The organism is Pseudomonas sp. AC193 (genome assembly GCF_979258075.1).
The window spans coordinates 3,851,569-3,872,870 of sequence record NZ_OZ409832.1 but is presented as its reverse complement, the minus strand read 5'-3'; the positions used below and the strand labels follow the sequence as shown (position 1 = coordinate 3,872,870).

General features: G+C 60.3%; 20 protein-coding genes, 1 tRNA gene and 1 riboswitch. Of the genes, 3 read left to right on the top strand and 18 right to left on the bottom strand.

The features are described from left to right. Nucleotides 1-52: 52 nt before the first annotated feature. From ACZZ0D_RS17445 to ACZZ0D_RS17380, 14 genes are all read right to left on the bottom strand, one after another. Nucleotides 53-409, bottom strand: coding sequence for a helix-turn-helix domain-containing protein (locus ACZZ0D_RS17445; RefSeq protein WP_212545229.1), 357 nt, complete (start codon nt 407-409; stop codon nt 53-55). Continuing rightward, a complete protein-coding gene (locus ACZZ0D_RS17440) occupies nt 409-711 on the bottom strand; it encodes a type II toxin-antitoxin system HigB family toxin (RefSeq protein ID WP_463553882.1) in 303 nt (100 codons plus the stop codon). Before ACZZ0D_RS17440 ends, ACZZ0D_RS17445 begins: the two co-directional genes overlap by 1 nt. 287 nt (nt 712-998) lie before the next feature. Continuing rightward, nucleotides 999-1,072: transfer RNA gene (locus tag ACZZ0D_RS17435), tRNA-Gly, on the bottom strand. Nucleotides 1,073-1,228: 156 nt separating this feature from the next. After that, nucleotides 1,229-2,113, bottom strand: a complete 885-nt coding sequence (locus ACZZ0D_RS17430; RefSeq protein WP_053118011.1) for an alpha/beta fold hydrolase — start codon at nt 2,111-2,113, stop codon at nt 1,229-1,231. A gap of 318 nt (nt 2,114-2,431) precedes the next feature. Beyond that, entirely contained in the window at nt 2,432-3,124 is a 693-nt protein-coding gene (locus ACZZ0D_RS17425; RefSeq protein ID WP_400750394.1) for a pseudouridine synthase, read from the bottom strand. A gap of 33 nt (nt 3,125-3,157) precedes the next feature. Next, the gene (locus tag ACZZ0D_RS17420) at nt 3,158-3,388 is read right to left on the bottom strand and encodes a cysteine-rich CWC family protein (protein ID WP_053118015.1); all 231 of its coding nucleotides are present in this window, start codon (nt 3,386-3,388) and stop codon (nt 3,158-3,160) included. Further along, nucleotides 3,381-4,868 carry a sensor domain-containing diguanylate cyclase gene (locus ACZZ0D_RS17415; RefSeq protein WP_212545225.1) on the bottom strand — a complete coding sequence of 496 codons (1,488 nt, stop codon included), beginning with the start codon at nt 4,866-4,868 and terminating at the stop codon, nt 3,381-3,383. The genes ACZZ0D_RS17420 and ACZZ0D_RS17415 overlap by 8 nt, the downstream gene beginning before the upstream one ends. Before the next feature lie 214 nt (nt 4,869-5,082). Beyond that, nucleotides 5,083-6,855, bottom strand: a complete 1,773-nt coding sequence (atzF, locus tag ACZZ0D_RS17410; RefSeq protein ID WP_463553881.1) for an allophanate hydrolase — start codon at nt 6,853-6,855, stop codon at nt 5,083-5,085. A gap of 24 nt (nt 6,856-6,879) precedes the next feature. Beyond that, complete coding sequence (gene uca / locus ACZZ0D_RS17405) at nt 6,880-10,527, bottom strand: urea carboxylase (protein WP_463553880.1); 3,648 nt, start codon at nt 10,525-10,527, stop codon at nt 6,880-6,882. 282 nt (nt 10,528-10,809) lie between these two features. Beyond that, nucleotides 10,810-11,451 carry an urea amidolyase associated protein UAAP2 gene (locus ACZZ0D_RS17400; RefSeq protein ID WP_053118023.1) on the bottom strand — a complete coding sequence of 214 codons (642 nt, stop codon included), beginning with the start codon at nt 11,449-11,451 and terminating at the stop codon, nt 10,810-10,812. A gap of 11 nt (nt 11,452-11,462) precedes the next feature. After that, nucleotides 11,463-12,188 (bottom strand): urea amidolyase associated protein UAAP1, encoded by a 726-nt coding sequence (locus tag ACZZ0D_RS17395; RefSeq protein ID WP_463554816.1) that lies wholly within the window; start codon nt 12,186-12,188, stop codon nt 11,463-11,465. A gap of 25 nt (nt 12,189-12,213) precedes the next feature. Then, nucleotides 12,214-13,002 (bottom strand): ABC transporter ATP-binding protein, encoded by a 789-nt coding sequence (locus ACZZ0D_RS17390; RefSeq protein WP_400750403.1) that lies wholly within the window; start codon nt 13,000-13,002, stop codon nt 12,214-12,216. Continuing rightward, the gene (locus ACZZ0D_RS17385; protein ID WP_077571513.1) at nt 12,999-13,814 is read right to left on the bottom strand and encodes an ABC transporter permease; all 816 of its coding nucleotides are present in this window, start codon (nt 13,812-13,814) and stop codon (nt 12,999-13,001) included. Before ACZZ0D_RS17385 ends, ACZZ0D_RS17390 begins: the two co-directional genes overlap by 4 nt. Before the next feature lie 18 nt (nt 13,815-13,832). After that, the gene (locus tag ACZZ0D_RS17380) at nt 13,833-14,900 is read right to left on the bottom strand and encodes a putative urea ABC transporter substrate-binding protein (protein ID WP_463553879.1); all 1,068 of its coding nucleotides are present in this window, start codon (nt 14,898-14,900) and stop codon (nt 13,833-13,835) included. A gap of 63 nt (nt 14,901-14,963) precedes the next feature. Continuing rightward, nucleotides 14,964-15,064, bottom strand: a riboswitch (guanidine-I (ykkC/yxkD leader). Between the two features lie 285 nt (nt 15,065-15,349). Here ACZZ0D_RS17380 and ACZZ0D_RS17375 point away from each other — a divergent pair. Next, nucleotides 15,350-15,622: a hypothetical protein gene (locus ACZZ0D_RS17375; protein ID WP_053118030.1), complete on the top strand. Its 273-nt coding sequence runs from the start codon at nt 15,350-15,352 to the stop codon at nt 15,620-15,622. Nucleotides 15,623-15,802: 180 nt separating this feature from the next. Next, on the top strand, nt 15,803-16,210 hold the full coding sequence (locus tag ACZZ0D_RS17370) for a hypothetical protein (RefSeq protein ID WP_212550568.1): 408 nt from the start codon (nt 15,803-15,805) through the stop codon (nt 16,208-16,210). A gap of 54 nt (nt 16,211-16,264) precedes the next feature. Here the strand turns inward: ACZZ0D_RS17370 and ACZZ0D_RS17365 are convergent, their stop codons facing one another. Further along, the gene (locus ACZZ0D_RS17365; RefSeq protein WP_463553878.1) at nt 16,265-17,377 is read right to left on the bottom strand and encodes an enoyl-CoA hydratase/isomerase family protein; all 1,113 of its coding nucleotides are present in this window, start codon (nt 17,375-17,377) and stop codon (nt 16,265-16,267) included. Between the two features lie 132 nt (nt 17,378-17,509). Here ACZZ0D_RS17365 and ung point away from each other — a divergent pair, with 132 nt between their 5' ends. Next, a complete protein-coding gene (gene ung / locus ACZZ0D_RS17360; protein ID WP_463553877.1) occupies nt 17,510-18,202 on the top strand; it encodes a uracil-DNA glycosylase in 693 nt (230 codons plus the stop codon). An 85-nt stretch (nt 18,203-18,287) separates the two neighbouring features. Here the strand turns inward: ung and ACZZ0D_RS17355 are convergent, their stop codons facing one another. The 3 genes from ACZZ0D_RS17355 to ACZZ0D_RS17345 are packed head-to-tail and all read right to left on the bottom strand — an operon-like array spanning nt 18,288 to nt 21,289. Beyond that, entirely contained in the window at nt 18,288-19,322 is a 1,035-nt protein-coding gene (locus tag ACZZ0D_RS17355) for an AbrB family transcriptional regulator (RefSeq protein WP_463553876.1), read from the bottom strand. Then, nucleotides 19,315-20,829 carry a tripartite tricarboxylate transporter permease gene (locus tag ACZZ0D_RS17350; RefSeq protein ID WP_053118038.1) on the bottom strand — a complete coding sequence of 505 codons (1,515 nt, stop codon included), beginning with the start codon at nt 20,827-20,829 and terminating at the stop codon, nt 19,315-19,317. The genes ACZZ0D_RS17355 and ACZZ0D_RS17350 overlap by 8 nt, the downstream gene beginning before the upstream one ends. Before the next feature lies 1 nt (nt 20,830). Further along, a complete protein-coding gene (locus ACZZ0D_RS17345; protein ID WP_053118040.1) occupies nt 20,831-21,289 on the bottom strand; it encodes a tripartite tricarboxylate transporter TctB family protein in 459 nt (152 codons plus the stop codon). Nucleotides 21,290-21,302 lie beyond the last annotated feature (13 nt).

Here is a 21,302-nt window from a genome sequence, read left to right as displayed (position 1 = left end):
AAACACAAAAAAACCGGCCTTTAAAACCGGTTTATCTTGCAGCCAGAAGCATTCAAGCCCCTGCAAGCAAGCTCTCGTAGGGGATCCGCAAGCCTTCATGCAAGCGCTTGATCATCGACAGGCTCAGTTTGCGCTTGCGATTCAATACCTCGGATACGCGTCCACTGGTGCCAATGAACGGTTCCAGATCACGTGGCGTCAACCCCTGCTGTTCCATGCGAAATTTAATCGCTTCAATCGGGTCGGAAGGTGGCATTGGAAAATGCTGGTCTTCGTACTTCTCGATCAGCAATGCGAGAATTTCCAGCTCGTCGCCCTCAGGCGAGTTGAGTTCGGCGCCCCACAGCTGCTCCATGCGTACAAACGCGGCGGCGAGGTCTTCCGGACTCCGAATGGGTTTGATGTTCATTACACGGTCTCCGCGTTGATCTGGTCATATTGGGTATGGCTGCCAACGAAGCGGATGAAGCCGAGCTGCCGTTGATAGTCGATCGCCAAAATCACTCGATACTTGTTACCGCCAATATTGAACACCACTCTCGCGCCTTTAAGGACGCTTGCGGTTCTCAACTCGGCTTTAACCTCCTGTGGCGTACGGTATTCGGCCTTTTCCATGTGGCGATACCATTCAACAAGCGGTGTCTCGGAGTCAGCGAAAGCAGGATGGCTTTCCCAGAATTGCCGCAAAGTTGATCTTGCCATTATCCGCATCCATGTCTCCTCCCATTTTGGGAGATGCTAGTCGTCAATGTCCAGTGATGCAATCACTGATGTCAAAGGAACAGGGCGAGGTAGCAGCCCCAGCTTCAGGTTAGAAGGCATCTGAACTAGAAAACCGAGGTTTGTTTTGCAAGGAGTGACAAGACGAGGCGAGGAGAGAAAACCTACGGAATATCGAACTCTACAAACCCCAGACACAAAAAAACCGGCCCTATAGGCCGGTTTTCTGTATTCCTGCATCCCCCGTCAAAAAATCACGACGTGAGACCAAATTTGATTGGAGCGGGTAGAGGGAATCGAACCCTCGTCGGAAGCTTGGGAAGCTACTGTTCTACCATTAAACTATACCCGCTCAGAGCGGCTGACTTTGTACCAGACTCGGCCACGGATTTGAAGTTTCTTTTGCAAAATAAGCCTTTGAAGCGTTAAAAACGGTCAATCGCGTACGAGCGCTGCGGGTCGCAAATCAAAAGCTCAACCCTGCAGGCTCGTGCGCGACGACACTTTTTCAAATAGCCAATGCATGTTGATCCTGAACAAACGAGTAACGCGTTCGGCTGGTTTGCTGCGCCGGTTTCAGAAAGCCGAGCAAGGCGTTCTGGCTATCGCGGCACGCCGCTTTGTGCTCCATGTCGAGAAAATGCCCGGTGGCTTGCAGGGTGGTGAAGGTACTCTGCGCGACGTGGTTGCCGAACAGGCGCGCATCGTCGGCGGCGGTGTATTCGTCCCATTCGCCGTTTAAAAACAGCACTGGCACGTTGATCTTTTTCGCCGCGTTCAAGTAGCACTGGCGGTCGCTGTGCAGCACGTCGCTGATGTGGAAATGCATCTGCCCGTATTCGTGCTCGGCCAGGCTGCTGACGTGGCGGTAGTTGAAGCGCTTGAACAGCGAAGGCAAATGTTTGCCGATGGTGTCGTTGACCAGATGGCCGACGCGGTCGCCGTCGCGCTGGCCGAGGTAGTCGACGCCACGTTCAAGGTAGTCGAGCATGTGCGCGTTGATCACCGGCGAGAACGAGCTGATCACCGCCCGTTCGATGCGCCGAGGCTGGTGGGCGAGGGCGACCAGAGTCGCAGCACCGCCCCAGGAAAACGACAGCACGTGCTCTGCGCCAAAGTGGTCAATCAGCTCCAGCAGGATTTGCCCTTCGACTTCCTTTGTCAGATGTTTCTCGTGGCGGTTGTGGGCTTTTGACCGACCCGCGTAGGGCTGGTCGTAGCAGACCACGTTGAATTGCGGGTGCAGGTTCTTCACGGTTTGTGCAAACGACGCAGTCGTGGCCATCGAGCCGTTGACCAGAATGATGGTCTTTTCTGCGGCGTCTGCGCGATAGAACTCCGTGTAAACCCGATACTGACCCTGTATATCCAGCACAGCGATTTCTGGCCTCATGTCATAAGACTCCTGGCAAGCAAGCGGGTATGCGCGCAATGGTGAGATTGCACGAGCTTTGTGACAGGTAGGCATACGCCTGGAATTTGCTTGGCCCATGTCGATCCGATAAGGCAGGTCGACGGGTATTGTTATTGGCGGGCAGTTTGTCGGCTGAGGCGCAGCCCTTGGGGCTGACGACCGACAAAAAGTTTCTTAGAGGTATGTTGTGACTCATCGGTCACATTTCGGCCGACGTCCTGATTCAAGCAGGGGAGGCAGGATCGCGCAAGTGCCGTTGGTAAATTGTTCGACAACTTCTGCTGAGCGGTCGCGGGCTTAGAACAAATGAATCTCTTCGGTGCGCAAAGCGCGGTATTCGCCCGGTTTTAGCGCGTCATCAAGCTGCAACAGCCCCATGGATTCACGGTGCAAGCGCAGGACTTTGTTGTTGAAGAAACCAAACATGCGCTTCACCTGATGATAACGCCCCTCGACGATGCTCAGCCGCGCCGAGCGTGGGCCGAGCAGCTCCAGTTGCGCCGGCTGCGTGGTCAGATCCTCGAACGCGAAGTAAATCCCCTCGGCAAAGGTGATCGCATATTCCGCGCCAATTTCCTGCTCGGTCTCGACGTAATAGACCTTCGGCAGTTTGGTCTGGGGCTGGGTCAAGCGCCGCGACCACGCGCCGTCGTTGGTGATCAGCATCAGCCCGGTGGTGTTGAAGTCCAGACGCCCGGCGATGTGCAGGTCGTCCTTGTTCGGCTCATCGATGAGATCGAGCACGGTCGGGTGTTGCGGATCGCGGGTGGCGCTGACGCAGCCGGGCGGTTTGTGCAGCATGAAATAGCGTGCCGGTTTGCCGACTTGCAGCACTTCGTCATCAACCTCTACGCGACTGAATTCCAGCACCTCGCTGTGCGGATCGCTGACGACTTTTCCGTCAATCCGCACGCGCTTTTCCACCAGCAACAGGCGCACCTGCTGACGGTTGAAGCGCGGTAGATTGCTGAGGAAACGGTCGACGCGCATGTTCAGTGTTCGATCAATGAAGGGGCGCGCATCTTACGGGATCGGCCGCTTGGCCGCTTGCAGTTGCGCCTCGACCTGCGCGCAACGCGGGCACAGGCACGATTGGTTGCGCAGTGCTGGCGGCAGCGCTTCGAGCACCGCCGGGTCGATGCTCACGCCGTAGCACCAGCATTCGCGGTCGGCGGTGCGCGGGTCGGCCAGGCTGCAGTCGTTGCGGGCGCCGCAGGCCGGGCAATGGTCGGGTTTAACGTCGGAATCAGGCATAAGTCGAGTGAGGCATTTCCACGCAGGTGCGGTTGCGGCCGGTTTGTTTGGCCCGGTACATCGCATGATCGGCCCGCGACAGCAGACTGTGCAAGGTGTCATCGCGTTGCAGGGTGGTCGCGCCGATGCTCACCGTCAGATTCAGGGTGTGACCGTTGTAGGCATATTCCTGTTGTTCGACGTGCTGACGAATTTTCTCGGCGATGTTCTGACCGGTGTCGCCGTCGGTGTCCTTCAGCAGCACGATAAATTCCTCACCGCCCCAACGGCAGACGATGTCGGCGTGGCGCAGGCAACTTTGCAGATCGCGGGCGAAGCCAATCAACACCTGGTCACCGGCCATGTGCCCGTACGTGTCGTTCAGCGCTTTGAAGTGATCGAGGTCGATCAGCAACGCCGTCAGCGGTTTGGTCTCGCGTTGCGCTTCGTGCAGGGCTTGCGCGGCGAGCAGGTCGAAGCCGCGACGGTTAGGCAGTTCGGTGAGGCTGTCGAGGGTTGCCTGCGCCTGGATTTTGCGCTGATAGCGTTTGATCACGCGATTGAGCAACGCCAACACGCTCAGCGTCACCAGCAAGCAGATCAACAGATTGAGATAGAGCGACTGACGGATTTCGCTCAATGCACCGTCTTCGCGTTTATCGACGAACAGGTACCAGTTCAGCTCGGGAATGAAGCGCACGTTGAGAAAATGCCCCTGGCCTTCAGCGGAATACTCGTAGCTGCCGCTGTGTGGTTTCGGCAACTGACTGACCAGACTTTTCATACTCTCGATTTCGCCAAGACTCTGGCCGATGTGCGCGCCTTCCGGGCCGCCCTCGGCGCCGGTCAACACCAGTCGGCCGAAGGTGTCGACAAAGTACACGCTGCGTTGATAGCGCTGCTGGTATTTGTCGATCAACTTGATCACTGCGTCGACGGTCAAACCGACGCCGGCCGCGCCGATGAAACGCTCGTGGTAGTCGTAGACTTTGTAGTTGATGAAGAAGGTCAGGTTGTCCTTGTTGGCCAGATCGGGGTCGACGTTGATCTCGTACGGATCCTTCATGTCGCGCACGCGGAAGTACCAGGCGTCGCGCGGTTCTTCGACTTTGATCTGCTTGAGCACGCCTTTGGCGTGGTAGTAGGTGAGGGTGCTGTTGGAGACGAAAAACGCGGTGTAGGCGCCGTAATGGGTCATGACCTCGTTGAGGTAGCGGGTCATCTGCTCGGGGTTTTGTTCGCCGTTGACCACCCAGTCGCGCATGAAGGTGTCGCGGGACATCATCGAAGAAATCAGGATTGGTCTGACGAGGTCTTTCTGGATTTCCGAATAGACCGTGTCGGAGGTCAGCGGCAGCTCGGTGTTGACGATGTTGTCGCGGATCGAGGCGCGCGAGGCGTAGTAGCTCAGCAGGGACGTGGCAAGGAAACCGGCGCCGAGCAGGGCGATCAGCGTGAGTACCAGCGAGCGTTGGGAGTACAGCGCAGATCGATGCGGCATGGCAGTTCCGTTGGCAGTGGCCCGATGGCATGCATTCTAGTGGGACTGCGGGGAAATAACTGCTCCATGTGCGGCGCGAATGGTCGTTCCTGTATTTCCCTGTTGCTACGCTGTCCTTGTAGGAGTGAGCCTGCTCGCGATAGCGGTAGATCAGTCACATCTTCGGTGAATGTCATACCGCTATCGCGAGCAGGCTCACTCCTACAGATGGCGGTCAGGCCTGGGTTTTCAGGTAGGCCCGCCAGCCGCCGAGGTGGCTGATGTCTTTGGCGCCTTCAAGACCATACTGCTCACAGATAAACCCACTCTCCCAGCGCCCATCCGCCAATTGCACTTTGCCCAATCCCAACGGCGCCGGAATCCCCATCAGAAACGAACCCAACTCGCTACTCGGCAACTCCCACACCTCCACCGCAATCGCCACGCCGCCGTCCTTCACCCGCACCATCCCCGGACGCAACGGCGGGCCGCCGGCCAAGGCATGCAGTTGATAATCCGGCGAGCTCAGCGTGGTTTCCAGCAACCGCCCACCGCGCTGCGTCAGTTGCCAGTTCAACGCCAAGCCTTGCAGATGTGCGCCACACACCACAATCCGCGCACGATCATTGCGCGCTACGTTCGCGGGCGTCGGCAATGCAGTGTCCTGCTGACGCTGCATCGCATCCGCCACACTCAACAGATATTGATCGGTAAACACCCGCCCAAACAACGTCACGCCCCACGGCATCCCGTTAGCCATAAATCCGCTCGGCACGGCGACGGCGGCGTAGTCGAGCAGGTTCATGAAGTTGGTGTAGTAACCCAGTTCGGAATTGCGCAGCACCGGTTCGGCGTGCAGTTCGGCGAGTGTCACCGGGCGGCCGATGGTCGGCGTCAGCACACAGTCGAGACCTTCGAGCGCTTGATCGCACAGCGCTTTCAACGCTTGCAGCCGGTACTGCGCGCGGAAAGTCTGCACGCCGCTCACCGCCGGGGCTTTGGCCAGCACGGCGCGGATCACCGGCAAAACGGCTTGCGGATTCTGCTCCATCAATTCGCCGGCAACGCTGTAACGCTCGGCGACCCACGGCCCTTCGTAAAGCAAACGCGCGGCTTCAAGAAATGGCGTCAGATCCAGTTCAACCGCTTCGCCACCCAAGGCCTTGAGTCGGTCGATGGCATCGCCGAACAACAGCGGCCCTTCGACACAGCCGAAAAATTCAAGATCCTGCGCACGCGGCACACCGAAACGAAACGGCCGCGGCGCACCAAACGCCGAGGCGTCATTCCACGACGGATTGCGGCGGCTGTACTCATCGCGCGGATCGATTTTCGCCGTCAGCGCCAGCAACTGACTGGCCTCACGCGCCGTTGCGGTAAACGTGGTCACGCAATCCAGCGTACGGCACGCGGGCACCACACCGGCGGTGGAAATCAGCCCTTTGCTGGCCTTCAATCCGAGCAGATTATTCAACGCCGCCGGCACCCGACCGGAGCCTGCGGTGTCGGTGCCCAAAGCAAAACTCGCCACGCCCAAGGCCACCGCCAACGAGGAACCGGCGCTGGAACCGCCCGATGGATATTCCGGCAATACGCTGTTCGGACAAGCGCCGTAAGGCGAGCGGCTGCCATTGAGCCCCGTGGCAAATTGATCGAGGTTGGTCTTGCCCAGCGGAATCGCGCCCAACGCGATCAGTTGCTCGACGATGGTCGCCGAGCGCTCCGGCACATAAGCAAAATCTGGGCAGGCGGCGGTGGTCGGAATGCCGGCCAGATCGATGTTGTCCTTGATCGCAAACGGCACGCCGTACAGCGGCAGACTGTCGAGATCACGACCATCGAGGGCCGCCAGATACGGCTCCAGTTCGGCGACGCTGAGCAGGTGGATGAACAGGTGATAATCCGGGTTCAGCGCGGCTGCTTTGTCGCGCAGTGTCGGCAGCAATTGACGCGGTGTGGTGTCGCCATTGCGGTAGGCCTGGCGCAGAACATCGAGTTGCAGATTCATGGGTTGATCCTTATTCAATTGGCTTCAGTCGAGTTCCAGCACCACGACCCGTTGTCCCGCACGCACCGCCGAACCGGGTTGCACACGAACCTCGCGCACGACCCCGGCCATCGGCGCGAGCAGCGGAATCTCCATCTTCATCGACTCGAGAATCACCAGCACATCGCCGGCCGCAACACGGCTGCCAGCCTCGACCTGCACCTGCCAGAGATTGCCGGCGATGTGGCTGTCGACGCTGTGTTCACCCTCCGCCAGCAGCGCGTCCTCGCTGGATTCGACCACCGCTTCTTCACTGTCGAAATGCGCCTGACCACTGGCGATCCAGCGTTCGCGTTCGGCATTGAAGGCACCCTGTTGCTGAGCGCGAAAGGCGCTGATGCCCTCGGCCTCGCGACTTAGAAACGCTTGATAATCGGCGAGGTTGAGCTGGCTGGGTTCGATGTTCAGATCGAAGCGCCCCAGCGGAAAATCGCGGCGGATGCGCAGCAGTTCTTCAGCGCTGACCGGGTAGAAACGGATCTGATCGAAGAAGCGCAGCAGCCACGGTTTACCGTCAAACGCCGCCACTTCGCGATAGCGATTCCACATCTGTAAGGTACGCCCGACAAACTGATAACCGCCGGGGCCTTCCATGCCGTACACGCACATATAAGCGCCGCCGATGCCCACCGAATTCTCGGCCGTCCAGGTGCGCGCCGGGTTGTATTTGGTGGTCACCAAACGGTGGCGCGGATCGAGCGGCGTGGCCACCGGCGCACCGAGGTAGACATCGCCGAGGCCCATCACCAGATAGCTCGCATCGAATACGGTGCGCTGCACTTCGTCGAGGTTCGGCAGGTCGTTGATGCGGCGGATGAACTCCAGATTGCTCGGGCACCACGGCGCGTCCTTGCGCACGGTGGTCATGTATTTCTCAATCGCCAATTGGCAGGCCGGATCATCCCAGGACAACGGCAAATGCACGATGCGCGACGGCACTTGCAGGTCGTTGGCGGCGCACACCGCGTCCCATTCGCCGGCGATGATGCCGAGGAGATCGGCGAGCGGCAGTTGCTCCGGCTGGTAGTGGATTTGCAGCGAGCGAATGCCGGGGGTGAGGTCGATCACGCCGTGCAGGGCTTTGTGTTCCAAGGCTTGCATGAGGGCGTGGGCGCGGAAGCGCAGGACGAGATTGAGCTCCGGCTCGCCGATTTCCAGCAATAGATGCGTATCCCCAGAGACACGCGCAACAAGCCGCACATCCCCCTGACCCAGTTCCAAAACCACAGGCGATACTAAACCCTGTGGGAGCGAGCCTGCTCGCGAATGCGGTGGATCAATCAATACTGAGGTGTCTGAAATATCGCGTTCGCGAGCAGGCTCGCTCCCACAGTGGGAATCCCATTTCAGGGCGAGGTTGCGGGCGGTTTTGAGGTCGATCGGAATGAACTGGACTTTATCGCCCGCCTTGAGCTGCCCCAGCTGCCACAAATCCGCCTCGATCACCGTCACCGGGCAGACAAATCCGCCAAGGCTCGGGCCATCCGGGCCGAGGATCACCGGCATGTCCCCGGTGAAATCCACCGCGCCAATGGCGTACGGATTGTCGTGAATATTCGAAGGATGCAACCCGGCTTCACCTCCGTCCGCGCGTACCCATTCCGGCTTCGGCCCAATCAGCCGAACACCGGTGCGGCTCGAGTTGAAATGCACTTCCCATTGGGTTTCAAAGAACGTGCCGATGTAGTTCTCAGTGAAATACTCCGGCGCAGCGTGCGGGCCGTAAATCACCCGAATCTGCCGCACCGCAGGTAACGCGGTGACGTGTTCTTCAGCCAGTTGTTGACCGCTGCTGCGATCACTCAAAGCAGGCACATGCAACACATCACCCGCGCGCAACGCGCGACCACCGTGGCCACCAAACTGACCCAACGTGAAAGTGCTTTTGCTACCCAGATAATCCGGCACCTGCAAGCCACCGCGCAGGCACAGATAGCTGCGCGCCCCGGCACCGCTGATGCTACCCAGATGCAACGTCGCACCCGCCGGGATCAGCAGGGCGGTGTTCATCGGCACGCTGTCACCCTCAAGCGTCAGCGCGATCGGCGCACCGGTCACCGCGATCACCGCTGCACAATTGAAGCGCAGCAGCGGCCCGCTCATGGTGATTTCCAGCGCCGCCGCGCCTTCAGCATTGCCGAGCAAGCGATTGCCCAGACGCAATGCGCGGCTGTCCATCGGCCCCGACGGCGGCACACCGACCGCCCAGTAACCGAGGCGACCGGGATAATCCTGCACGCTGGTTTGCGTGCCTGCGCTGAGCACTTCAAAAGTGTTGGCGCGATAGACCAGACCTTCCAGACAACGCGTCCACGGCTCACCGCTGGCGAACGGCGTGTCGAGGAGAATCTGCCGCAGGTAATCACGGTTGGCTTCCACGCCGTACAACAGACTGTCGCCCAGCGCTTGATGCAATTCGGCCCGTGCCTGTTCACGAGTGGGCGCCCAGGTAATGACCTTGGCGATCATCGGATCGAAATACGGCGGGATCTCGCAACCCGCTTCGACCCATGTATCGATACGCAACTGAATACCGTTGGCCGGCGGAAACTGCACCGCCGTCAGCAGGCCCGGGCTCGGCTGAAAATCACGCCCCGGATCTTCCGCATACAGCCGCGCCTGAATCGCATGGCCTTCGGGTTTCAACTGACGAGACAACTCGCTCAGCGGCGGCAGATCACCGGCGGCCAGCTCCACCATCCAGCGCACCAGATCCACGCCCCAGACCTGTTCGGTGACACCGTGCTCGACCTGCAAGCGCGTGTTCACTTCGAGGAAATAGAAGCGCTGCGCCTCGCTGTCGAAAACGAATTCCACGGTGCCGGCGCTGCGGTAGTTAACGGCTTTCGCCAGTTTGATCGCCGCCGCGCACAGCTCTTCGGCCATGCCGTCCGGCAGGTTTGGTGCCGGGGTTTCTTCGAGGACTTTCTGATTGCGCCGTTGCACCGAGCAGTCGCGCACGCCGAGGGCGATGACTTCACCGCGACCATCGCCGAACACCTGCACTTCCAAATGGCGGGCGCGCTGGATGTACTTCTCGATGAACACGCCGGCGTCGCTGAAGTTGTTCTGACCGAGGCGTTTGACTGTCTCGAACGATTCGCTCAACTCGCTGGCGCTGCGGCACACGCGCATGCCGATGCCGCCACCGCCAGCGGTGCTTTTCAGCATCACCGGGTAGCCGACTTGTTCGCCAGCGATCAGCGCGGCGTCGAGGCTGTCGAGCAGTTCGGTGCCTTCGAGCATCGGCACGCCGTGCTGTTTGGCCAGGGCGCGAGCGGTGTGCTTGAGGCCGAATACGCGCAGCTGCTCTGGCGTCGGGCCAATGAAGGCGATGTTCTGCGCCTCGCACGCTTCGGCGAACGCGGCGTTCTCGGACAGAAACCCGTAGCCGGGATGGATCGCCGTGGCACCGCTTTGCTTGGCGATGGCGAGGATCTTGTCGACGGCCAGATAGGTACCGGCAGCCGCGCCTTCACCGAGGCTGTGCGCTTCATCGGCTTGCAGGATGTGCAGGCTGGCGGCGTCGGCTTCGGAGTACACGGCCACGCCTTTGACCTGCAATGAGGCGAGGGTGCGCAGGATGCGGCAGGCGATGGCGCCACGGTTGGCGATAAGGATTTTTTCGAACATGGCATAACCCCTGAAGGGGAAGCGGGCCGTCCCGCCGTTTTTCGACAGACATCCGGGCCGTCCCGGATGAAAAAACATGTCTCTCAAACTCACCACAGCCCCCCTGTGGGAGCGGGCTTGCTCGCGAAAGTGGTGTGTCAGTCAGCGGTGATGTATCTGATACACCGCATTCGCGAGCAAGCCCGCTCCCACAGGTTGATCAGGGGTGTTTGGGGGATTTCAGGCACTGCCCGGAACGCGCTTGGCACAGTGCAAAAAACCAACGGCGCAACCGGCTTGTTTTCAGTTCCATACCAGCAGCTCCGCAGGTGTCGGGTTGTAGGCATTGCACGGATTATTCAACTGCGGACAATTGGAAATCAGCACGATCACATCCATCTCCGCGCGCAAATCCACATACTTGCCCGGCGCCGAAATGCCGTCTTCAAACGTCAGTCCGCCATCCGCCGTGACCGGCACATTCATGAAGAAATTGATGTTCGGCCCGATGTCGCTTTTGCCCAGTCGCCCGTCATGTACACAGGCGCGCAGGTAGTTGTCGCGGCAGCTGTGCATGTAGCGTTTTTCCAGGGCGTAACGCACGGTGTTGCTCTCTTGCGCGCAGGCACCGCCGAGGGTGTCGTGGCGTCCGCAGGTGTCGGCGACGATGGTCAGCATCGCGTGGCCGAGGTTGGAATAGAGCACGCTGCCGGTGCTCAGATATACGCTGTTCTGTCGGCGCAAAGTGCGTTGCACGTCGTAGCGTTCCTTGGGATTGGCGACGCTGTAGAACAACGTATCGACCGCTTGATTACCTTCCAGATCAAGGATGCGCAGGGTCTGCCCGGCCTTGACCTCCATCAGCCACGGCTCACCGGCCGGGATCGTGGCGCGGTACACCGCAGCGTCGGGTTGTTTTTGCGAAGTGGCGATAGCAACTGACATGGCAGCGATCCTCAGGCGAACAAACGGTCGGTGTTGACAAAGCCGCGCTCATTTTCCGGGCGCGAGGTACGGCAGTGTTCGGCGACGCTGGCGTCGGCGTTCATCCAGCTCAGCTTCAGCGGTTTTGGTGCATATTCCGGCGCCGGATCCATCGGGTGCTGCAGCGCGGTGAGCACCACCAGCGTGTCCATCGGCGCGTACAGTTCGATGTAGTCGCCGGCCTTGGAATTGCCCTCGACGAAGTGGAAACGTCCGGCCTCATCGACGTTGACGCGGCTGAACAAATTGAGGGTCATCAACAGGTCGGACAGGCCCAGGCCCCACTTGCCGAGTTCCACCAACAGGTTGTCGGTGCCGTTGCGAAAGAAGCCGTTGCGCAATTCCTGATAGCGGCCCTGACCGTACTTTTGCGCGACCTCTTCGGCGCAGAGCACACCGCCGAGGCTGTCGCTCCAGCCGCACGTGTCGGCGGTGATTGCGGCCAGCACGCGGCCCATGTCCGAGTACAGGCAGTGACCGCTGGTGAGCTTGGCGGTGTGTTGGCATTTGAGGCTGTCGGGCAGGTTGAGCCGCTCGGTTTTTTCGTTGGCGTTGAGCAGGGTCAGGCTGACGTTGGCGCCGCCACGCAGATCGGTCAGGCGCAGCAATTGGCCGCGCTTCAACACGAAGGAACGGTGGCCGCCACCGGGGAGCATTTCTTCGGCGAAGGGTGGAAACAGTTGAGTCGAATCAGTCATCGGCTTATTCATCAGAGCAGTCCTCTCAAGCGGTGCGAAGGGCGCCTGCCAGTGGCAACGGCAGGGCGTCGACGGCGGCGCGTTGGGCGCGGCGGTCGCTGTTCAAAGGGATGTCGTAGGTGATGCGTGCGCCATAGGCGCCGGGGGCGTGCGGGTCGAGGCGCACCTTGTCGAACACCAGCAAACGTGTGCCGAGGCTGAAGCCTTCGGATAAGTCATGGGTGACCATGAACACCGTCAGTCTGGTCTCGCGCCACAGCTCCAGCAGCAAGGCGTGCATGTCTTTACGGATGCCCGGATCGAGCGCGCCGAACGGCTCGTCGAGCAGCAACACGCGCGGTTTCATGATCAGCGCCTGAGCAATCGCCAACCGTTGCTGCATGCCGCCGGACAACTGCGCCGGGTACTTGTCCAGCGCATGACCGAGGCCGACTTTGTGCAGCAGCGCCGCAGCCTGTTCGCGCGCATCACGTTTGGCGCTGCCGAACAACCGCCCCAGCAACGGCGCACGCGGCAGTTCAAGGCCGAGGGCAACGTTGTCGAGCACGCTCAAATGCGGGAACACCGAGTAGCGCTGAAACACCACGCCACGGCTGGCATCCGGCTCACTGGCCAGCGCTTGACCGTCGAGCAGAATCTCGCCGCGACTCGCCGTTTCCTGACCGAGCAGCAGACGCAGGAAGGTTGATTTGCCGCAACCGGAGGCGCCGACCAAGGTGCAAAATTCACCTTCGTTGACGTTCAGGTTCAAGCCTTCGAGCACCACTTGATCGGCGTATTGCTGCCAGACGTTTTTCACGGTGATGAAGCTCATTTGGCCGCCCCTTCATACCAAGGGAACGCCCGCCGCGTCAGGTATTTCAGGCCCCAATCCATCAGCCAGGCGAGGAGGGTGATCCACACCACGTACGGCAGAATCACGTCCATCGCCAGATAACGCCGCACCAGAAAAATCCGGTAGCCGAGGCCGTCAGTGGAGGCGATTGCTTCGGCGGCAATCAGGAACAACCACGCCGAGCCGAGCATCAGCCGCAATGAGATCAGCAAGCGCGGCAGCAACTGCGGCAACACCACGCGCAGCATCAGCGTCCAGGTCGAAGCGCCGAGGGTCTGCGCCTTGATCAGCAGTTCGACCGGAATTTCGCGGGCACGCTGCTCCAGATCACGAGCAAGCGCCGGGGTGATGCCGATGACGATCAGCATGACTTTCGACAACTCGCCCAGACCGAAAACGATGAACAGAATCGGCAGGATCGCCAACGGCGGCACCATCGACAACACCGTCAGCAAGGGCGACAACGGCGCGCCGAACAGCGGCAGTGTGCCGGCGGCGATGCCCAGGCACAGCCCGGCGAGTGCAGCGATGCCGAGCCCAATGGCCAAGCGCCGCAGACTCGACGCGGTGTCCTGCCACAACAGGTAGTCACCGGTGCGGCTGTCGGCATTGAAGGCCAGACGTTTGACCGCATCGGTCATCTGCACGGCGCTGGGCAGCAGTTTGTCGTTAGGGTTGTCCGCCAGGCGCTCGGCCGAGCCCATGAAGTAGGCGAACAGCAGCAGAGCGAACGGCAGGATCACCAACAACAGGCGACTCGGGCGATCCGGGTGGCGATTGATCAGGCGCATGGCCAAATCCTCCGTGGCTTACAGCTTGGCGTCGGCAGCCATCTGCACGTAAGTCGGATCGAAACGCAGCTTGAGGTTGCCGGTGTCGCCGCTGGTCACGCCGTTGGCGAAGGCCATGCCGACCGCGCTGGTGTCTTTTGCGCCTTCACCGAGCAAGCCGTGCTGGAAGGAAAATTCGGCGACTTTGCGCATGGTTTCCGGCAGCTGTTGGCTGGTGGCGAAGTTCAGCGCTTCGCTTGGCGTGGCGAACAGTTTGGTGGTGTCGAGTTGCGCATGGAATCCAGCGAGGTCGGTGCCCGAAGCTTTGGCCATGTGCTCCAGCGCAGCCTTGCTCGCGGCGTTCTTCGCGTTCATCAGTTCGACCACTTCGAACCACGCGCCGGTCAGGGCTTTGCCCAGTGCCGGGTTGTCTTTGAGGGTGGCGCTGTTGACCACCATCATGTCCATGATCTCGCCGGGAATCTGGCTGGAGTTGAACACTTCGGTCACGCCCGGTTTGGCCTTGATGTCCGAGAGCATCGGGTTCCAGGTCGTCACTGCGTTGACCTGTTCGGTGTTGAATGCGGCGGAGATGTCGGCGTCGGAGGTGTTGACCACTTTCAGGTCTTTTTCGGTCAGGTCGACCGAATCCAGCGCGCGGGCCAGCAGGTAGTGCGAGACCGACAGTTCAACCAGATTGACGTCCATGCCCTTGAGGTCGGCGACTTTTTTACCGTCGCCCTTGAGCACGATGCCGTCGTTGCCGTTGGAGAAATCGCTGACGATCAGCGCGGTGCTGTCGACGCCGCCGGCGGCCGGAATGGTCAGCGCGTCCATGTTGGTCATGGTGCAGCCGTCGAACTGGCCAGCGGTGTATTGATTAATCGATTCGACGTAATCGTTGAGCTGCACGACGTCGATCTTGATCCCGTATTTCTTCGCCCATTTATCGACGATGCCTTGGCTGCCGGCGTATTCCCATGGCATCCAGCCGGCGTAAATCGTCCAGCAGACACTGAAGTGATCTTTCTGAGCGGCGGGGGCTTGGCTGCTGATGAGCGCAGCGAACGCGGCGGCGAGCAGGGCGGGCAAACGTAGTCGGGTCATGGCGGATTCTCCAGTTGATCAAGGGCGGACAGGAAGGCAACGCGGCACCGCGAACGGTGGCTTGTCTCCCGGGCTTTTGTCCCGCCGTGTAACCTCAACTGGAGGTCGCCAACTCTCGGACCAGCCACTCGCGATTGCGAGCCGGAACCCTAGTCAGCCATTGCAAATTGTGGTGCCGCGAACCTGTGATATGACTCCTGCACGGGTTTGCTAAAGCGAGAGGCGTGCCAAGTCACGGAGAGCGCTCTGGCACGGGGCTATGGGATGAACGAGGTTTGACGCGAGGACGGGGCGGCGCTTTGTGTTGGTGCGCCGATGCACCGCGATGCAGCGTGAATGCCGCTGATCCGATGTCATCTTGCGGCTGGCACTTGGTTTGCGAATGCCAGTCAAAACAGGTGTCAGCCGGCCTGCGCCGACTGCGCTCGCAGGTCTTTCAGGAGGCCGCCATGCTCACTCACAAAACGTTGCGTCGGGTGCTGCTGTGCGCAGTGCTCGGTCTGGGGCTGTCCGGTTGTTATTACTACGGGCCACCCGCCGATGTGTATTACGCCCCTTCCTACTATCCCGGTTACTACTCGCCCTATTACTACGGTGGTTATTACGGCCCGCGCTACTTTTACGGCGGCCCGCGTTATTACTACGGCGGGTATGGCTACGGTTATCGTGGCGGTTATGGACGCGGTTATCACGGCGGCGGATATCACGGTGGCCACCATTAATCAGCGGCTGAATGACCGCGTCTGGCGGATGAACAGGCTTTCATAAATCACTTGTTTCAACTTGTTGCAGGGTCGCACCAGATTCGGAAAACGCTGTCTGATTTTTCGACAGTCACCGATTAAATGACTGTCGCCTGCCAGCGTCGCTGGTGCGGCCAACCCGCGGTCCAGGAGGCCGCCATGTATAGACGAATTCTTCTGCTTGCTGCGTTGATGTTTTCCGTTGCCGGTTGCGCCCCTTACTCCTACGCGGACTCGTATTACAGCTCCGAGGTTTACACGTCACCGGCACCGGCCTACTACAACACAGGCGGCACTTATTACAACGGCGGCAGCCGCTATTACGCCCAGCCGCGTTACTACCAACCAGCACCGCGGTACTACCAGCAACCGCGTTATTACCAATCGGCGCCGCGCCACTATCAACCGGCCCCACGCTACTACGAAAGCCGCCGCTGGCACGGCAATGACCGCGGCAATTGGGATGGCCACCGTCGCGGCGGTTGGGACAATGATCGCCGCGGTCGTGGCAACTACGACCGACACAGTGGTCGCGGCGATCACAACGGACGTGGCAACCGCTGGTAATCACCCGCAAACAGAAAGCGGCGCATGAAGCGCCGCTTTTTTTGTGCGCGAATTTTAATACTGCGTCAAATCCGCCAACGGATGCCGCCCTTCCCAAACCTTGTGAAAGTGCGCCTGAACCACCGCGTCCGGCACGTTGTTGATGTCCGGCCAGTGCCAGTGCGGTTTTTGATCCTTATCGATCAACCGCGCGCGCACGCCTTCGCTGAATTCCGGGTGCCGGCAGCAATTGAGGCTAAGGGTGTATTCCATCTGGAAAACCTCGGCCAGCGACAGGTGCCGCGCACGAATGATCTGTTCCCAGACCAGATGCGCGGTCAGCGGCGAGCCTTCGCTCATGGTCTTCGCGGCCCGGGCGATCAATGGATCGCTGCTGTCGCGTTGCAGGCTGATGGCTTTCCAGGCGCAGGCTACATCGCTGACGTCGAGCAGTTCGTCGATCTGCTGACGACGCGGCAGCCACTGCGCTTCGGGCATTTGCGCCACGGCTTCCTGCTGCAAAGCCTTGAGCAGGCTGTTGAGCTGCCGAGCGATCTGTTCCTGCCAGTTGAGCTGCAGCAGGCCTTCGATCAGTTCCGGTTGCTGTTCGTCGAGCAGGAAGCGGTCGGCCAGATCCAGATCGATCGCATCGCGCCCATTCATGTGCGCGCCGGTCAGGCCGAGGAACAAACCGAGCTTGCCCGGCAGCCGCGCGAGAAACCAACTGGCGCCGACATCCGGATACAGACCAATGGTGATTTCCGGCATCGCCAAGCGGCTGCTCGGCGTGACGATCCGCGTGCTCGCGCCTTGCAACAGGCCCATACCGCCGCCCAGCACATAACCGTGGCCCCAGCAGATCAGCGGTTTCGGATAAGTATGCAGGTTGTAATCCAATCGATATTCCGCGCTGAAAAACTGCGCGGCCAGCGGCGGCACTTCTCCGGGGTGGGCACGGCAGGCTTCAACCAGGCTGCGCACTTCACCGCCGGCGCAGAAGGCTTTGGCGCCGTTGCCGCGCAGCAATACGCAGACGATTTGTGGATCCTTGGCCCAGGCGTCGAGTTTGTCGCTCAGGGCGTTGATCATCGGCAGGGACAGCGCGTTCAGCGACTTTTCAGCATCCAGGCTGGCGATACCGATGCGGGCGCCGTCGGTGCCGGTGAGTTCTTCGAAGTGCAGATTCATCGTGACCTCGATCGGGAATTTGAACGATCAGTATGATCGTTGTGGGGGAAAGTGCCGGATCTGCGTCAGATCAATTGACAAGCGTGGTCGGCTTTCCTAGGGTTCGCCCCATTGTTTTTGCCGGGTATGACCATGACTGCTGACGACCGTATCAAACTCGAACCGAGCTGGAAGGAGGCACTGCGTGCTGAGTTCGACCAGCCCTACATGACAGAGTTGCGCAATTTTCTGCAGCAGGAGCGGGCGGCCGGCAAGGAAATCTACCCGCCGGGGCCGATGATTTTCAATGCCTTGAACTCGACGCCGCTGGAAAAAGTGAAGGTGGTGATCCTCGGCCAGGATCCGTATCACGGCCCGGGTCAGGCCCATGGCCTGTGCTTCTCGGTGCAACCGGGTGTGCCGGCGCCGCCGTCGCTGGTCAACATCTATAAAGAGTTGAAACGCGACCTGAACATCGATATTCCCACTCATGGCTACCTGCAGAGCTGGGCCGATCAGGGCGTGTTGATGATTAACACGACGATGACCGTCGAACGCGCCAACGCCAATGCGCACAAGGACAAGGGTTGGCAGTTTTTCACTGACCGGATCATTGAACTGGTCAGCGAGCGCCAGCCGCATCTGGTGTTCATGCTTTGGGGCGCGCATGCGCAGAGCAAGCAGAAGCTGATCGACGCGACCAAGCACTTGGTGCTGACGTCAGTGCATCCGTCACCGTTGTCGGCTTATCGCGGGTTTTTGGGGTGCGGGCACTTTAGCCGGACGAACAAGTTTCTTGAGCAGAATGGCGAAACGCCGATTGAGTGGCGCCTTCCGCCGATTTGAAAAGCATCGCGAGCAGGCTCACTCCTACAGTTGGAATGCGTTCCCCTGTAGGAGTGAGCCTGCTCGCGATGGGGGCAACTCGGTTTTATTCGGGACTACGATTCCAGTACTTGAACAACGGCTCCGCCAGAAACAACACAAACAACAACCGCATCACCTGCATCGCTGTCACCAACGGCACTGACAACTGAAGTGTTTCCGCCGTCAGACTCATTTCGGCAATCCCGCCCGGCATCATGCCCAGCGTCAGCGAACGCAGATCCAGATGCGTCAGCGCACTCAACCCCAACGCTGCCAACGACGCGATCAACATGGTCAGCGCCGTGCCAATCAACGTCCGCCCCATGAATGAAGGCGCACGCCGGAAGAACTGCCGATTGAAGTGACAACCCAAGCCGCTACCAATCAACCACTGGCCAATCTGACTGCCACCATCCGGCAAACCGATGTGCAAATCCCAGACAATGCTGACCGTCGCACTCACCAGCAACGGCCCGAACAACCACGGATTGGGTTGGCGCAAACGCTGCCAGAGCCACGCGAGCAAACCGCCCGCCGGAAACAGAATCGCCAGCCAGCGCCAATCGACGCTGCCAGCATGAGAAATCGGGTTGCCGTCACCGAGCAAATACTTGAACGCCGCCGGCACGCACAGCACCACCACCAACACCCGCAAACTTTGCCCCGCCGCCACATGGCTAAGCATCGCGCCATTGCGCGCACCGAGGTTGACCATCTCGCCGGAACCGCCGGGCATGCTCGAGAAAAACGCCGTGGCGCGATCCTCACCGGTGCGGCGCATCAACCACACGCCAACCACCGCCGACACACTGGTGACCAGCGCACCGAAGAAGATCAAGCCGAAATGACTGAGCACCTGCTCCATCACCACCGGGGTGAAGTGCAGTCCGATGCCAATCCCGACGATCCACTGGCCACACTTGCGGCCGCCAGGAATCTCGGTGAGTTGCCACGGGGTCAGGCAGCGCACGAGGATGATCGCCAGCAACGAGCCGACCATCCACGGCAGTGGCCAGCCGATCTGGCTGGCGAGGTAACCGCCGAGCAGACCGACCAGCGGGGTTCCCCACCAGGATTTCAGTGAGGCGCGATCAAACATCGGCAATGGCGCGACGCGCGACCGAACGTTTGCGCCAGATGCGGATCAGCGGGAAGGCCAGCATCAGCGCGGTCAGCACCCAGACACCGAAGGTGATCGGGCTCGACCAGAGGATCTCCAGTGCGCCATTAGAGATCGACAACGCACGACGCAGGTTCTGCTCCATCAGACCGCCCAGGATGAAGCCCAGCAGTACCGGCGACAACGGGAAGTCGAGCTTGCGCAGGATGTAACCGAAGATGCCGATGCCGACCATCAGGAACAGGTCGAACGTGGTGGCGTGCACCGCGTAGACGCCGATCCCGGTGATGATCGCGATCACCGGCACCAGTGCCCAGTTCGGCACGGCAAGGATGCGGGTGAAGATGCGGATCATCGGGATGTTGAGGATCACCAGCATGATGTTGGCAATGAACAACGAGGCGATCAGGCCCCAGACGATGTCCGGTTGTTGCTGGAACAGCAGCGGGCCCGGGGTGATGTTGTACAGCGACAGGGCGCCGATCATCACCGCCGTGGTGCCCGAACCTGGCACACCCAACGTCAGCATCGGCACCAAAGCACCACAAGCCGACGCACCGATAGCGGTTTCCGGCGCGGCGAGGCCACGGGCATCACCCTGACCGAATTTGCCGCTGGCACCGGCGATGCGTTTTTCGGTCATGTACGCCACGGCGCTGGCCAGCGTCGCGCCAGCACCCGGCAACACGCCCATGATGAAACCAAGCAGGCCGCAGCGAATGTTCACCACGAACACCGACGACGCTTCCTTGAAGTTGAACATCATCCGCCCGGTGGCTTTCACCGCTTCCTGACCGCGATGGGTTTTCTCCAGCAGCAACAGAATTTCACTGACCGAGAACAGGCCCAACACCAGCACGACGAATTGAATGCCGTCAGTCAGGTGAATGTTGTCGCCGGTAAAGCGGTACACGCCGCTGTTGGCGTCGATGCCGACACTCGACAGGAACAGGCCGATCAACGCCGCGATAAACGTCTTCAACGGTCGATCACCGGCCATGCCGCCGAGACAGACAATCGCAAACACCATCAACACGAAGTATTCCGCCGGGCCGAAGGCTATCGCCCATTTCGCCAGCAGCGGGGCGAACAGCACCATGCCGCAAGTGGCGATAAATGCACCGATGAACGAACTCCACGCCGACAACGACAGCGCTACACCGGCCAGACCTTTGCGGGCCATCGGGTAACCGTCGAGGGTGGTCATCACGGTCGATGCTTCGCCCGGAATATTCAGCAAAATAGAGCTGATCCGGCCGCCGTATTCGCAGCCCAGATACACCGCTGCCAACAGAATCAGCGCCGATTCCGGCGGCAAACCAAGAGCAAAGGCAATCGGGATCAGCAGTGCCACGCCGTTGATAGGGCCGAGGCCCGGGAGCAAGCCAACGACGGTGCCGATCAGCGTGCCGGTCAGGGCCGTGACCAGGTTGTACGGGCTCAGCGCGACGCCGAAGCCTTGGCCCAAATAACCGAGGGTATCCATATCAGTTCTCCAGCACGTCGAGCAGGCCAAGGGGCAGCGGAACGTCCATCACACGGTCGAATAGCAGGTACAGACCGATGGCCATCAGCGTGGTGACTACGATGCTCGGCATCCAGCGACCGCCATACAGGCGCGCCATCGGAATGCCGATGAGGATGCTGCTGAGGATGAAACCCAGCGGTTCGAACAGACCGGCGAACACCAGCAGCAGGGCGACGCAGATAGCAATCTTGGTCAGGGTTTCGCGATCCAGTGGCGGCTCGTCCTCACTGTGTTTGATCGGCGCCGGGCGAAACACCATGTACAACAGCGCCGCGCCCATCAGACCGAGCATCAGCAGCGGGAAGGCGCGCGGGCCGACCGGTTCGTAGGAAAAAGCCGCTTGGTACGGCCACGCCATCAGTGCCAGGCCGACACAGACCAGCAACAGCACCGAGGCGAAAATGCGTTGAATAAGCATGGGAGCTCCTGTG

Bases quoted from the DNA above. Each gene is read 5' to 3' on its own strand.
- ACZZ0D_RS17395 (WP_463554816.1), bottom strand. From the start codon at position 12,188: ATGACTGATTCGACTCAACTGTTTCCACCCTTCGCCGAAGAAATGCTC.
- ACZZ0D_RS17355 (WP_463553876.1), bottom strand. From the start codon at position 19,322: ATGTTTGATCGCGCCTCACTGAAATCCTGGTGGGGAACCCCGCTGGTC.
- ACZZ0D_RS17425 (WP_400750394.1), bottom strand. From the start codon at position 3,124: ATGCGCGTCGACCGTTTCCTCAGCAATCTACCGCGCTTCAACCGTCAG.
- ACZZ0D_RS17370 (WP_212550568.1), top strand. From the start codon at position 15,803: ATGTATAGACGAATTCTTCTGCTTGCTGCGTTGATGTTTTCCGTTGCC.
- ACZZ0D_RS17400 (WP_053118023.1), bottom strand. From the start codon at position 11,451: ATGTCAGTTGCTATCGCCACTTCGCAAAAACAACCCGACGCTGCGGTG.
- ACZZ0D_RS17390 (WP_400750403.1), bottom strand. From the start codon at position 13,002: ATGAGCTTCATCACCGTGAAAAACGTCTGGCAGCAATACGCCGATCAA.
- ung (WP_463553877.1), top strand. From the start codon at position 17,510: ATGACTGCTGACGACCGTATCAAACTCGAACCGAGCTGGAAGGAGGCA.
- ACZZ0D_RS17380 (WP_463553879.1), bottom strand. From the start codon at position 14,900: ATGACCCGACTACGTTTGCCCGCCCTGCTCGCCGCCGCGTTCGCTGCG.
- ACZZ0D_RS17345 (WP_053118040.1), bottom strand. From the start codon at position 21,289: ATGCTTATTCAACGCATTTTCGCCTCGGTGCTGTTGCTGGTCTGTGTC.
- ACZZ0D_RS17420 (WP_053118015.1), bottom strand. From the start codon at position 3,388: ATGCCTGATTCCGACGTTAAACCCGACCATTGCCCGGCCTGCGGCGCC.
- ACZZ0D_RS17385 (WP_077571513.1), bottom strand. From the start codon at position 13,814: ATGCGCCTGATCAATCGCCACCCGGATCGCCCGAGTCGCCTGTTGTTG.
- uca (WP_463553880.1), bottom strand. From the start codon at position 10,527: ATGTTCGAAAAAATCCTTATCGCCAACCGTGGCGCCATCGCCTGCCGC.
- ACZZ0D_RS17445 (WP_212545229.1), bottom strand. From the start codon at position 409: ATGAACATCAAACCCATTCGGAGTCCGGAAGACCTCGCCGCCGCGTTT.
- ACZZ0D_RS17415 (WP_212545225.1), bottom strand. From the start codon at position 4,868: ATGCCGCATCGATCTGCGCTGTACTCCCAACGCTCGCTGGTACTCACG.
- ACZZ0D_RS17350 (WP_053118038.1), bottom strand. From the start codon at position 20,829: ATGGATACCCTCGGTTATTTGGGCCAAGGCTTCGGCGTCGCGCTGAGC.
- ACZZ0D_RS17440 (WP_463553882.1), bottom strand. From the start codon at position 711: ATGCGGATAATGGCAAGATCAACTTTGCGGCAATTCTGGGAAAGCCAT.
- atzF (WP_463553881.1), bottom strand. From the start codon at position 6,855: ATGAATCTGCAACTCGATGTTCTGCGCCAGGCCTACCGCAATGGCGAC.
- ACZZ0D_RS17430 (WP_053118011.1), bottom strand. From the start codon at position 2,113: ATGAGGCCAGAAATCGCTGTGCTGGATATACAGGGTCAGTATCGGGTT.
- ACZZ0D_RS17375 (WP_053118030.1), top strand. From the start codon at position 15,350: ATGCTCACTCACAAAACGTTGCGTCGGGTGCTGCTGTGCGCAGTGCTC.
- ACZZ0D_RS17365 (WP_463553878.1), bottom strand. From the start codon at position 17,377: ATGAATCTGCACTTCGAAGAACTCACCGGCACCGACGGCGCCCGCATC.